General features: G+C 39.3%; 14 protein-coding genes. 2 read left to right on the top strand and 12 right to left on the bottom strand.

Features of this window, described 5'->3' with window-relative positions:
• Window positions 1–310: 310 nt before the first annotated feature.
• Window positions 311–412, bottom strand: a complete 102-nt coding sequence (locus GX437_11245; protein ID NLJ08236.1) for a hypothetical protein — start codon at window positions 410–412, stop codon at window positions 311–313.
• A 245-nt stretch (window positions 413–657) separates the two neighbouring features.
• Between GX437_11245 and GX437_11240 the strand changes: the two genes are divergently transcribed.
• Window positions 658–1,443, top strand: a complete 786-nt coding sequence (locus GX437_11240; protein ID NLJ08235.1) for a DUF1566 domain-containing protein — start codon at window positions 658–660, stop codon at window positions 1,441–1,443.
• Here the strand turns inward: GX437_11240 and GX437_11235 are convergent.
• The 9 genes from GX437_11235 to GX437_11195 all read right to left on the bottom strand — a co-directional run bounded on the left by GX437_11235 (window position 1,433) and on the right by GX437_11195 (window position 11,529).
• Entirely contained in the window at window positions 1,433–2,395 is a 963-nt protein-coding gene (locus GX437_11235; protein NLJ08234.1) for a YihY/virulence factor BrkB family protein, read from the bottom strand. The genes GX437_11240 and GX437_11235 overlap by 11 nt on opposite strands.
• Entirely contained in the window at window positions 2,382–2,795 is a 414-nt protein-coding gene (locus GX437_11230; protein ID NLJ08233.1) for an acyl-CoA thioesterase, read from the bottom strand. The genes GX437_11235 and GX437_11230 overlap by 14 nt, the downstream gene beginning before the upstream one ends.
• A 5-nt stretch (window positions 2,796–2,800) precedes the next feature.
• Entirely contained in the window at window positions 2,801–3,841 is a 1,041-nt protein-coding gene (gene mltG, locus GX437_11225) for an endolytic transglycosylase MltG (protein ID NLJ08232.1), read from the bottom strand.
• Window positions 3,842–3,879: 38 nt separating this feature from the next.
• A complete protein-coding gene (locus GX437_11220) occupies window positions 3,880–5,895 on the bottom strand; it encodes a tetratricopeptide repeat protein (GenBank protein NLJ08231.1) in 2,016 nt (671 codons plus the stop codon).
• A 21-nt stretch (window positions 5,896–5,916) separates the two neighbouring features.
• Window positions 5,917–7,257 (bottom strand): Na+ dependent nucleoside transporter, encoded by a 1,341-nt coding sequence (locus GX437_11215; protein ID NLJ08230.1) that lies wholly within the window; start codon window positions 7,255–7,257, stop codon window positions 5,917–5,919.
• Window positions 7,258–7,594: 337 nt separating this feature from the next.
• On the bottom strand, window positions 7,595–8,248 hold the full coding sequence (locus GX437_11210) for a hypothetical protein (protein NLJ08229.1): 654 nt from the start codon (window positions 8,246–8,248) through the stop codon (window positions 7,595–7,597).
• A 548-nt stretch (window positions 8,249–8,796) separates the two neighbouring features.
• Window positions 8,797–9,504: a PorT family protein gene (locus GX437_11205; protein ID NLJ08228.1), complete on the bottom strand. Its 708-nt coding sequence runs from the start codon at window positions 9,502–9,504 to the stop codon at window positions 8,797–8,799.
• Complete coding sequence (gene ubiE, locus GX437_11200; GenBank protein ID NLJ08227.1) at window positions 9,477–10,145, bottom strand: bifunctional demethylmenaquinone methyltransferase/2-methoxy-6-polyprenyl-1,4-benzoquinol methylase UbiE; 669 nt, start codon at window positions 10,143–10,145, stop codon at window positions 9,477–9,479. The genes GX437_11205 and ubiE overlap by 28 nt, the downstream gene beginning before the upstream one ends.
• 52 nt (window positions 10,146–10,197) lie before the next feature.
• A complete protein-coding gene (locus tag GX437_11195; protein ID NLJ08226.1) occupies window positions 10,198–11,529 on the bottom strand; it encodes an aminomethyl-transferring glycine dehydrogenase subunit GcvPA in 1,332 nt (443 codons plus the stop codon).
• A gap of 138 nt (window positions 11,530–11,667) precedes the next feature.
• Here GX437_11195 and GX437_11190 point away from each other — a divergent pair, with 138 nt between their 5' ends.
• Window positions 11,668–12,294 carry a YihA family ribosome biogenesis GTP-binding protein gene (locus GX437_11190; GenBank protein ID NLJ08225.1) on the top strand — a complete coding sequence of 209 codons (627 nt, stop codon included), beginning with the start codon at window positions 11,668–11,670 and terminating at the stop codon, window positions 12,292–12,294.
• Here the strand turns inward: GX437_11190 and GX437_11185 are convergent.
• Both GX437_11185 and GX437_11180 read right to left on the bottom strand, forming a co-directional pair.
• Window positions 12,273–13,097, bottom strand: a complete 825-nt coding sequence (locus GX437_11185; protein NLJ08224.1) for a sugar nucleotide-binding protein — start codon at window positions 13,095–13,097, stop codon at window positions 12,273–12,275. The genes GX437_11190 and GX437_11185 overlap by 22 nt on opposite strands.
• The coding region (locus tag GX437_11180) for a hypothetical protein (GenBank protein NLJ08223.1) at window positions 13,085–13,280 on the bottom strand (196 nt) is incomplete at its 5' end. The genes GX437_11180 and GX437_11185, both read right to left, overlap by 13 nt.

Below are 13,280 nucleotides of genomic sequence, written 5' to 3'. Positions count from 1 at the left end.
TTTTCATAGCCAGCTATTTAATGGTTTTTAAGAAAATAATGAGCATTAAAAAACTATGAGAAAAAAAATACTACTTCAAAAATAAAAAATTGCAAAAAACCAAATGCAAGGATTATTTAATTTTAAACGTTACTGTTTATCTACAATCCATTTAAAGCCGGGATTAATTTTATTGGATTACCTGTCATAACCAACTTTAATGCGTGATTAACAGAATATCCCTGCTTTCGACTTGTCGATATATAGCTTCGGACTCTGCAAAAAACTTTCGCACTTTGCTCTTTTCTGAAATAAACTGAAATTTTCTGATTTAGCTTAATTTTCGTAAATCTTGCACTGCTAAATTATTGTCAAAAGGCACAAGTGGGTCATAAACGAACCTTAAAACAGCCGTTTTTCTTTTAATAAACACATTAATTAACTTTTGTGAGTCACTTCCGGCTATTTTGCCTCTTTATCTTCTCCTGTCCATGTTCTTTTCATATGTCTAAATTAGTGTTTTTAATTCACTAATTTTGTCCTGATGTTTAGGGGGATAGATCAAAGATCACCAATGATTTGAGTATAAATTAATTCTAATCTGGATATCAAAAATTATTTTTTTATCGTATAAAACTTTGTTTACTTTGTTCCCGAACAGAAACAAAACAATAACAAATGAAACGCATTATATTGCTATCAGGCCTGCTTTTTTTGTCAGGCAATGTTTTTTATTCCTGTAAGAAAGAAATAACCCTTCCTCAGGTATTAACGGTCAAGGCTACACAAATTACTGCCACCACTGCGGTAGCCGGAGGTGAAGTGATAGATGACGGAAACAGCAGGAAGCTCGTTTGCGGAGTATGCTGGAGCAAGGGGACCAATCCGTCTCTTGATGGTGCTCATACGACAGATGAAGTGAAAGATGGCAAATTTATCAGTACCATGACCAACCTTGACCCTGAAACGGAATATTATTTTAAAGCTTATGTAACCAATGAAGCTGGTACAAGTTATGGAATGATGTATTCGTTTAAAACATCCAAGTCGTCTGTTGTTCCTTTTGTCATTTATCAGGGGAAACCTTTGTTTGTTTGTCCTGAAGACCATCCTTACAAAATCAAATGGGGCGATTACGGGGTAAAAACGGAGGCGAACAGTGTCAGTGACGGAGTTTATAATTCCATCAAAATTGTTGATAAACTTGGAAAAACAAAAAACTATGCGGCACGTGTTTGCGATGACCTGGTGGCTTATGGTTATGACGACTGGTATTTGCCGTCAAGAGATGAACTGATGGCTATATTTGAAAAGAAAGATGATGTTGGCAAGTTTCTGAACAGCTATTACTGGACAAGCACGGAATACGATGGGTTCAATGCCCTGTATGTCAGTTTTATAAATGGCTATATGGACCTGACAAGCAAGGAATATGAATACCATGTCAGGTGTGTCAGGAAATAATTTCTTCCTTATCGTTTTTCAGCTGGTTGTTCCCCGAAACTTTTGCTTTGTAAACACTCTGATTGAGTTCATAACCGCTGATCAGTGACAAAGCACTGAAATACAGCCACATCATTAAAACAATAATGGCACCCAGAGAGCCGTAGAATTTATTGTATGAATTGAAGTTTTCGACATAAAACCCAAATCCGTAGGAAATTACGCCAATCATGATGGTAGAAAGAAAGGCACCGGGAGAAAAAAACCTGAATCTTTCGCTTTTGTGGGTTCCATAAAAATACAGAAGAGAAATGGAGAAGATGGCAGTGAAGAGTGTAACAAACAGTTTTAAACCCCAGACAAGGGGAATTAGTGAAGTACCTGAAAAGAAGAAAGAATCGCTGAAATAGCTGATGATAATTTCTCCTGTTATCTGTACGCAAAGAGAAATTAAGATCATGAGAACCAGAATGATGGTTAGAAAAAATGCGACTACATATCGCATCATCCAATGACGGGGCAAGTCTTTTTTGAGAGCAAGCAGGAGGGTATTAATGCCGTTGGATGAAAAATAAATGGCCAGAACCACACCGAGAGAAAGCAATTTTCCTCGTCTGACCAGTATAATGTCTTCAATGGTATCCCAAAGCATTTCAAAAGCACTTTCAGGAAGAAATTCATGGAGCATTTGCTTGATTTCATCGGCAAGGTCAGGAACGGGAAAATAAGGAATCAGCGAGAAAACGAATATAAGTCCGGGAAACAGAGCCAGAAAGAAGCTGAAAGCAATGGCATAAGCCCGCTGGCTGATAGATTCCTTTACCATTTTCTGGTAAAAAATTTTGATAACTTCCGTCATGGGTACCTTGCCGGACAATGGAAATGGAATTTTACGCAGAAAAGCGGCAAATTTTGTCTGCCTAAGTGCCTGATACTGTTGGTCGATGATATTTTTTAAGCTAATCTTTTTCAAAGTGTTTTCTGATTTTTTCCTTTAAAAAGGCGGGTGCTCTGACGGGTTTCCTGCTCTGTGCATTCAGAAAGATTAAGTCGGTAAAGGCCTCATGGATGAGTTCCCCTTTCTGGTTGAATATTTCATAATGAAAACTCATTCTGCTTGATGGCATTTCATGAACGGTGGTTTTTACCCTGATGATATCGTCATACCGGGCAGGTTGGTAATATTCACATTTCATATTGCGTACAGGCATTAAAATTCCTTTTTCCTCCATTTCCCTGTAGCTTAATCCAAGACTGCGGATCAGCTCTGTCCTGCCTTTCTCATAAAAAACCGGATAGTTGCCGTAATAAACAAATCCCATCATGTCGGTATCTGCATAGGTAATCCGTATTTCAATTTCGTGGCTTATCATAAACTTTATTTCTGTTTGGACTTGAGGTATAAATTTCTGTAATACAAATGTTTCTGGTAATTATCGGTAAACTCATGATAGCCGGAGCGGTCAGCTTTGGCACAAAAGTAAATGTAGTTGTGTTTTTCGGCATTCAGCACCGATTCAATGGCGGCTCTGGAAGTCATGAAGATAGGCCCTGGAGGTAGTCCTTTATTCAGATAAGTGTTGTAAGGTGACTCAATTTTATAATCATCCAGCGTTACTTTCGGATCTCTTCTGTTTCTGACAATAAATTTAATGGTCGGGTCGGCCTGCAAAGCCATTCCCTTTCTGAGCCTGTTCAGGTAAACCCCGGCTATTCTCGGCATTTCATCTTTTACAACAGCTTCTTCCTGAACAATGGAAGCAAGCGTGTACACCTGTGATGGAGTCAGGTTAAGCTTTTCTGCTTTTTTCAGGTTGGCATTCGTCCAGAATTTGTCATATATCTTTTTCATTTTTTTCAAAAAGGTGGGAAGGGAAACTTCCCAGTAAAACTCATAGGTGTCAGGAATAAAAAGCGTCAGCAATTCTTCCTTTCTGATGTCATTTGCCTGCAGAAATGCCGGATGGGTCAGGCTGTCCATCAGTTGAGACGAATCAATTTCAAGCATTTTTCCGGCTAATCCACACATTTCTTCGATGGTTGCCACCTGATCCAGTGAAACCATGACCGGATCACTTTCACCTGAACGTATCTTTCTGATAATCTGATAAATACTGCTATTATTGGGAATGACATACCTGCCTGAATGTATATGCCGGGGCAGGTTCATTTTTTTGGCCAGAAGGTTAAAGGTTTCCTCGTTTTTAATGATTTCCGCTTCTTTCAAGATTGAAACCACATCCTCATAAGAAGAACCGGTTGGAATGAATAAAACCAGTTCAGCATTTGATTTTTGCGAAGGAATGAAAAAAACTTTATAAAACCTGTAGGCAATAAGAGCTGCTATGATGATGGTAAAAAGCGATACCATAAATATAATCAGTCCTTTGTTCTTTTTTTTCCTTTTCGCTGCCATCATCAGTTAATTAATTGAAGTACAAAACTATGAAAAAAGCTTCAGCGGACAATTTTACTCAGCTCCTTAATCTGTCTGTTATCCGGGAATCTCTTTATCAGCGATTGCAGGTAGTTTTTTGCCTGAAGATAATTTTTCCTTCCGATAAAAACTTTGACCAGGTTGAGGTGAGCGGTCAGGTAGTCAGGATGCAGTTTAAGTGCTGTCCTGAAATATTTTTCTGCATTAACTAAATCATTTTGAATCAGATAGATAAAGCCAAGATTATTATATGCCACATGATTAAGCGGATTTTCCCTGATGATGAAATTAAACTCGGCCATGGCATCCTGATATTTTTTTAATAAAATCAGCTCAGAACCGGTTTTGTTGCGGTAATCAAGGTTAAAAGGCTCATATTTATTGGCGAACTGGTAATATTTCAATGCCTGTTCAGGATGATTCCTGTTGTGAAAAGCCTGTCCGATCTGATAGTAGCAAACTGCATCTCTAATGTCTTCAATTTTTTTCTTTTCAGCTATTCTGGTTATTTTTTTGAAATTTTTCCTCAGATAATAATAATAAACCCAGTATTTGAAATATTCTTTCACCGGATATTTTTTCAGGTAAAAGAGAGCAGAATCGAGCAGGGAAGGGTTTGAGTAAAATTTTTCGTAATGATACAAAAAAGCTCTTGCCCTGGTCAGCGCATCCGGATGTGCTGAACTCATGCTTTTGAGTCCGAGGAATCTTCCTGTTTCTATCTCTCTCGTGCTTTTAATTTCTTTTTTCCATTTGTCAGTAATACGTATAAAATGGTCGGAAATAACGACATGGGGAATATCGAACACCCCTGTTTTCACCAGATGGCAGGTCATACAGTTGTCGGACTGTGAATTTCTGACAGCCTGATTTTCTTTGCATTGCGTAAACCCTTCTCCATGGCAGTTAAGGCATTTCTGTCGAAAGGTATCAACAGGAGTTTCCTTGTAGCTGATATGTTTCATGCCTGAAGTAAAATGACAATCCAGACACGAAAGTGGCTTAAAGTCGGGATGATTCCGCGTTTTCTGATAACATTTGCTTTTTTTCAAACGCTCGGGATGTGTTTCCATCCAGAAGGCATCTTCATCATTTTCATATACTTCCCTGAAAACTTCAAGCACGGAACTTACCTCCATTCCCGGCCTGAAATCGAAAAATGTCTTCCCTTCCTTTAACACGCTGTTCCCCTGGTTGTGGCACCGGGCACATATTTCATCAGCCAGATGCCGGGGCAGGCGTTTAGGATTCACAATGGTATAGTCCGCTTCTTTTTTTGTGTTGACGATATGTCCCAGTTCCATAGCTCTGACATGCAGTTCCCCTGGTCCGTGGCACCTTTCGCAATCAATACCGTGCGGAACGTTGGAATACTTATTCACGGAACCTTCGACAGGAGAAGGGTAGGCATTGTGGCATGAGATACATTCAAAACCTATCATCCTGCCAAATCTGCTGTTATTGCCACCTTCAAATCCGGGAGGAAAATCGAGAATTTTTTTCTGGGTGTAAAAAGTAAAAGGTACCTGATACAAATAACCGTTAATGTTCAGAATATGCGAATTGGTATGTTGTCCGCTGCCGACTGCATAGGCAACCTTTTCGGTACGGATAAAAGTTGTATCCCCGTCTTTGAGCCTGTATTCCTTCACCATCAGGTGGTTGTTTTGCCAGAAAGGAAGATAATAGAGGTCATTTTTTTCATCATATATCGGGCTGATCTGATGAGAGGCTAAGGCACTTTTTTTCAGATCGGCAGTATCCCATGATTGCCCCATTCCGGTTTTGATGTATGCCTGATACATATCGGCATGACACTTCCTGCATGCATCGATGCCGGTATATTCAACCGTGTCGTGTAGGTTCAGAAATCCAAGTTGCTCGATCAGTCTGAGGTCTTCCCGTAATCCGGGTTGTGGAGGAGTATTTTTTCTGAGTAAGGTTGAGATAAACCATAAAGCTATGATAATCAATAAATAAAACAGTAATTTGACAGGCAGGGAAAAATGTTTAAACCATATAAACAATTTATTCATGTCAGAAGAATCAAGGCACAATTAAATCATCAGTCCGACAATGGAAGCACTCAGAAGAGAAGCTACCGTTCCGCCAAGGAGGGCACGCATAGCCATTTTTGATAAGGTTATGCGTTGGTTAGGAGCTAAGGCTCCTATGCCTCCCAGCTGAATACCGATGGAAGCAAAATTGGCAAAACCACACAAGGCATAAGTGGCTATAATGATTGATTTGGGATTGGTAAGCAGGTAGCTGTTTTTCAGTCCCGACATGGAAGTAAAGGCAAAAAACTCGTTCAGAATGGTTTTTTCACCAAGCAATTGCCCGACCATGACAAGGTCTGTCGAAGATACGCCAATCAGCCAGGCAACGGGGGAAAATACCATCCCCAGAATAAACTGAAGATTGAGACCGCTGTATTGTCCGTTGCTTTTTTCAGCAATGAGTTCATTTAAGCCGGTTGGATTCCCGATCCAGTGAAAAACGATGTAGTTTAACAAGGCCATCATTGCAGTGAAGACGAGCAACATAGCCCCGACATTTACAGCAAGTTTCAGCCCGTCAGTGGTTCCTCTTGCAAGTGAGTCGAGTACATTGGAACCTATAACTTCTTTGGATACTTTCAGGTCTTTATTGACATCTCCGGTTTCCGGAAAGAGTATTTTCGCCAGATAAAGCGATGCCGGTGCATTCATGATGGAGGCTGTCAGCAGGTGGGTGGCAAAGAGTTTTTGTTGTTCCGGGTCGGGGCCTCCAAGAAAAGAAATATAGGCAGCCATCACACCACCGGCAATAGTAGCCATTCCGCCTGTCATCAGGGCAAGTATCTCAGATTCCGACATTCTCGATAAATAGGGTTTAATTACGAGGGGAGCTTCCGTTTGCCCGATAAAAATATTGGCTGCCGCTGCGAGGCTTTCGGCACCCGACAGTTTCATCAGACGGCTCATTACCCAGGCAAATACCCATACTATTTTCTGTAAAATGCCAAAATAATACAGGAGTGAGGTGAATGCAGAAAAGAAAATAACGGTAGGCAGTATTTTAAAGGCAAAGATAATCCCGAACTGATCGGGTTTATCGACCAGAGAGCCAAAGACAAAACGGGCACCTTCGTCAGTAAACTGAAGTAAATGGACAAAAAAGGATGAAATCCAGCCAAAACCCGTTCGGATTGCCGGTATTTTCAGAATGCTGAAAGCAAGAATAAACTGAAGTACTAATCCAATGAAGGGAATATACCAATTAATTCTTTTTTTATTGTTGCTGAAAATGAATACAATAAAGATAAGAACGAGGATACCAAGCAAACCCCTGACAGAAGTAAAAAATGATTCGCTGGCCTTTGAAGAACGATATACAAAACCATTTTCTCCTGACATCAAAACCAGTTCATTGTCATTAAGCCTGAGTATTTTAAATTCCCTTAAAACATCATCATTTCTGAAAAGAATTAGCTTTTGAGCATTTGCGTCAATCTTCCAGCTTCCGGTGATGGAGATGTTTTTTGACAGATGATTGTAAGAAAAGGTGTTGTCAGAATTAAATATCATTTTCATGTCAGGTTCAGGCCTGACTTTTTTGTTTGAAATTTTTCCCGGTTTGACAGGCAGGTAATGCCACTCTTTAATGAGTTTGTTTGCATCAATGCTTATTTTTTCTGCAAAAACCTGAAAGTTGAAAGCGATAAGAAAAAAAAAGGTTGTAGCAGTGAAAAACTTAAATATCTGGTTGATTTTCATTACTTTGTGTGTTTTCTTCTATTTTTTTTATTGCGTCTCTCAGACGGGCTGCTTTTATATAATCTTCTTCATTGATGGCATCTTGCAACATTTTTTTCAGCCTGATAAGAGCTGCTGATGAAACCTCTTTCATTCCCTGAAGTATATCCTGCATCGATTCTTCAATATCTTCGTCAGCTTCTTTCATTTTTTCCTCTTCTTCAATTTCTTCCTGTATATCGGATGATTTAATGGAAATACCTGCATCCTTCATCACTTCTTCTGTAGCATAAATGGGGCAGTTAAAACGTAGCGACAAAGCGATGGCATCGGATGTACGGGCATCTATTTCCTGAATCATTTTTCCGTCAAAAACGACCAGGTTGGAATAAAAGATACCTTCATGCAGGCGGACGATGACAACTTCTTTCAGAATCAGTCCGAAAGCATCAGCAAGGCTTTTAAACAGGTCGTGGGTCATAGGACGTACGGGAACAATTTTTTCAAGGGAAATGGCTATGGCTTGCGCTTCAAGAACACCAATAATGATAGGCAATTTTCTTTCTCCGTTGGCTTCTTCAAGTATTAAGGTATAGGAAGAGGATACATTTCCCTGAGAAATTCCCAATATTTTTAGCCTGATTTTATTCATTACTGCCTTAAAAAATCAGATTCAAAAATAACAGATTAATAATAATTCTGATTTAATACTTCCCGGCAATTTTTTATTAACCTTTTTTTAACTCCAAAAAAGCCAGTGTTTTCAAATGCTTATGATTTTATGAAGTATTAACTCACCCCGGCCCTTCTCTTTCAAAAAACGGGGCGTGAAAAATGACGCTTCGGGATATAAACTACGAGTTAAAAAAATATCAAATTCAATATTTCAAGCAAGCTGAGAATAAATTCCAATGACCTGCTTCTCTTAAACGCTTGAGAATGACATGGGTAAAGTCAGATGCCAATAGACTGATTAAAATTCTTTATTTATTAATGCAGCCATACGCACTTCAGGTATTAATCATTTACTGGTTTGCAGAAACCTAAGTGCAGCAAAAGCCTCAATCAATTTCCGCTGGGACGAAATGTTGCTGACATAAGCAAAGAAAAAATACTAAGTCCCATAGGGATGGCACTTTTTAATACAGAATACGGGTCTGTTCCCTGTAAATTTGAAAGATCGGAGTTTTTAAGCAGGATTTATCCCTCAAAATGAAAGGAAATGAAAATAAAGTTGGAGAAGAGTTTTTTAAAGATATTACTGTAAACATCATCATAAGGGTCGAGGATGTTGTTGATGCCCTTTGACATTTTAATTTCAGGTGAGAATTTAAAGAAATAGAAATACATATCCAGTCCGCAGCCAAATTCATAAGCCAGCGACACAGGTTTGATGGCAACAATAGGATTGTCGGGGTCGCGCATAGCTTTGGCATCTGAACTGAAGTCGTATGAAAATTTTCCACCACCGATGACGTAGAAACGCAGATTTTCGTGCCGGAGTGATTTGAATTTCACCAATAAAGGAAATTCAAAAAAGACAGATTCGACACTTTTGGTAACAGAGTTGTTTTGAACAAAATTATAGGTAATACGCCTTTCCGCCAGTACAAGAGAAGGTAATCCCCTCAGGTCAAAAAATTCACCGAAATGAAGGTCAGAAATGGCTGCGAGGGTGATACCGGGATACTGATGAACTTTAATGGTTAATAAATCCTTGTTTTCATAGAATTTTGGAGAAAACTCATATTTGAAATTGGAAATGTTGGTGCCAAGTGTAAAGCCAAAATGGATTTTCCGGCCATAGTCAAAACGCTCGAGGTTCCGGGTTTGCGAATGGGATAACATGGGAATACCAAAAGCCAGTATGAGGCAAAAGGCTATTTTATTCCTCGATATAATGTGCAAATTCCCCAAGATAACGTTTGAAATTGAACATTTTTAAAATTCAAATATCGTAAAATTTCGGCAAAGTTTTCTCCGAAGGGAAATTCATTGACAGAGCCCTGTAAATAGCGGTAGGCATATCGGTTTTTGGCGAAGATGCTCCCTAAAAAAGGTACCAGATTTTTAAAATAGGCATTATAAATTGTCTTAAACACAGGATTTTCAGGAATGGAGAACTCCAGTATCAATAAGGGTCCACCGGGTTTTAGAACCTTCTTTAGTTCAAGCAGTCCGTTTTCCAGATGTTCAAAATTTCTCACACCAAATGAAACGGTAACTGCATCAAATTCATTATCTGAGAAGGGAAGTTTTTCAGCATCTCCGGGCTGCAGATTGATTTGTTTATCAAGTCTGAATTTTCTGATTTTTTTCCCCCCGACTGACAGCATCTGTTCAGAAAGGTCAATGCCAATGACATTTGTATAATCACAGGCACGCGCGATGGCTATGGCCAGGTCGGCTGTTCCGGTTGCTACATCCAGCACTTTTTCAGGATGATATTTGTCCAGTTCCCTGACAAGTTTTTTCCGCCAGCGATAATCCAGTGAAAAAGAAAGAAAATGGTCAAGGAAATCATACCTTCCGGAAATGTTGTCAAACATTTCACGTATGCGCTGTTTCTCAGCCGGATATTTATCCCTTTTGAGTTCTATCTTAAATGCTCTTTAAAATGTCCAGATATTTGTCGAGTTCTTGTTTTGACCGCTTTTCTGTTACAGCAACGAGAATACCCGTCTGCCCGAACTTTTTCAGGTTTATTCCACCGAGAATATTGTTTTCTTTTAGTTTATTAAGAATTTCATCATGATTTTTATCACTTTCGTAAACAAATTCATGGAAAAATTCAGCAGGGTATTTAAGTCTGAATCCCGGAATTTTACTGATACCTTCGGCCAGATAGTGGGCATGGTTGTAGCAAAGACGTGAAACTTCGACCAATCCCTCACGTCCTATCCATGAAAGATAAGTCAGAACGGCAACTGCCATCAGTCCTTCATTGGTACAGATATTAGAAGTGGCTTTTTCACGTTTGATGTGCTGCTCACGGGTTTGCAGGGCAAGGATAAAGCCTTCCTTACCGTTTTTATCCACCGTTTTTCCGGCCATTCTGCCCGGCATCCTTCTGATGTTTTCCTGTTTGGTAGCGAAAAGTCCAATATAAGGGCCTCCGAAATTTAGCGGTAAGCCTAATGGCTGACCTTCGGCTACTGCGGTATCGGCTCCGTGTTCTCCGGGTGATTTTAAAAGTCCTGTCGTAATGGGATTGAAAGAAACGATGAAATGAATATGGGGATACTGTTTGATGACTGCATTAATTTCGTCCACTTCTTCCAGATTACCGAAAAAGTTCGGATGCTGAATGACCACACAGGCACAATCTTCTCCGATAGCATTTTTGAGGGCTTCAACATGGGTAATACCGTTTTTTGTTTCAATTTCTTCAATTTTTAATCCTGTACCTGAAAGGTAAGTATTTATAACCTCCACATAGTGAGGATGAAGGGCAGAGGAAATGAGAACACGGGATTTTTTATTGGCTCCGGCAGCCAGATTGATGGCTTCGGGGATAGCACTTCCACCGTCATACATGCTGGCATTGGCAATGTCGAGCCCTGCAAGCAGACTCACACAGGTTTGAAATTCATACATTACCTGAAGCGTGCCTTGTGAAAGTTCTGCCTGATATGGCGTGTAGGCAGTATAAAACTCAGGCCTTGAAATGACATGGTCAACAATGGCAGGAATAAAATGGTCGTAAGCACCACCTCCCATAAAACAAAGATTATCAATTGTATTTGCATTTTTTTTACTCAATTCACGCAAATGACCAACCACTTCGTATTCTGAGAGGGCAGGTGGAAGTTTCAGCCCGCCTTTTAACCTTAATGAAGGAGGAATATTCGAAATCATTTCTTCAAATGAACCGACACCAATAGTTTTGAACATTTCGGCTCTTTCTGCATCTGTATTTGGAATAAAATTCATAATTTTGACTTTAAAATTTATTGTAAAGCTTGTTCATTTTTTTAAAAAATAGTTTTCAATCGCCCCGCAAGTTAGTATTTTTGAAAATTCTGAAACGTTTATGCTACATTTAATTAAATTTTTGGTAAGGGAATGAAAATCAATTTATTTAAAACAGCTCAATTTATCAGGTCTGTGTCGGATTATGAAAAGCTTGGCTACGACAGAAACATTGAGTTTGCATTTATTGGCCGGTCTAACGTTGGGAAATCTTCGCTGATAAATACGCTGACCCGCAAGAAAAATCTGGCCTTAACCTCTTCCACGCCCGGAAAAACAAGAACCATTAATCTCTTTTTAATTGATGAAAAGTGGAATATCGTTGACTTACCGGGATATGGTTATGCACAGCGGTCGAAATCAGAAAGACTGAACTGGTCAAAAATTATTTCCGATTACATTGTCAATCGTAAAAATCTGGCTTGTCTGTTTATATTGGTGGATGCCAACATTCCTCCACAAAAGATTGATATAGAATTTATTAACAATTGCGGGGCTAAAAACATTCCCCTGTCAATTGTGTTCACGAAAACGGATAAAAGCAACAAATCTTTGATTTTGAAAAACATCGAAGCGTTCAGGTCGGAGTTGGGCAGGTATTGGGAAGAACTGCCTCGCTTTTTTCTGACATCTGCCGCCAACATGAACGGGATTACCGAACTTTCACAATTTATTGAGCAATCCATGTCAGAAATTAAATCAGTTCAGCAATCGAAAAATGTCTGATAGTCCTGCTTGCTCAGGATAGTCATTCCGCTAAAGTGTGTCCTTTCATCCGACATTCGTTGATCTGCAATAAAATCTTCATCTTCAATAATATTCCAGCTTTTACTGTATCTTTTTTTCAGAAGGCAGGCTATTTCATGAAAATTAAGGTCTTTATTGGCATTAAACATATAAATCCCCGCTTCACATTCAGTTGTTGCCGTGATAACTTTAATGGTATCTGATAAAAAGGAGCATGAAGGATACCATTTTTTACCGGCTTTGATGAATGAATGAATGCTTTGTTGTCTGTCCAGATAAGTTATCATACTGTTTTCACTTTCCCCGGCAATCTGCCAGCCAAGCCGGAGAATAATCGTATTGGCATTTTGCGTGACTATTTTCTCCTCTGCCATTCTTTTTTCGTAACCGTAGCCTGAAACAGCATCAGGAACTGAATCCGGTGAATAGGGGCCTGTACTACCGAAAACCATATTGCTTGAAATAAACAATAGTTTGATATTCAGTTCTTTACATATCCAGGCAATTTCAGAAGGCCAAACATAATTGACCAGCCAACTGTCTTTTCTTTGTTGTTCATCAAAGGAGGTAATGGCTGCAAGATGAATGAACACTTCAGGACTTACACTTTTGACAAAATCAAACATTTTCTGGTAATTATCGATAGGGATGTAGCTTCTGTCCCAGACAAATACTTTAAAACCCTGTTGCTGAAGATAATTTTTGAGAGGTTTTCCGATGGTACCATTTGCACCGGTCAGCAATATCGAAGGCCTGAAAGACACAGTTGTCAGCTTACCCATGTGTTTATGCGGCTTTCGACTACCCACTTGCCGCCAGATTTATTCAATACAACAAAATAACCCATTCCGCCAAGACAATCGAAATACATTCCGTAATCAATAATGGCTTTATCTCCTGAAATGCCGGGCCTGCTGAACTTCAGAAAACCAGCTGAATTTCGGTACTTTTTATACCATGCCTTC

The organism is Sphingobacteriales bacterium, from assembly GCA_012517435.1.
Lineage (GTDB): Bacteria > Bacteroidota > Bacteroidia > CAILMK01 > JAAYUY01 > JAAYUY01.
The sequence above is the reverse complement of the archived record's forward strand: the minus strand, read 5'-3'. Positions and strand labels throughout refer to the sequence as shown.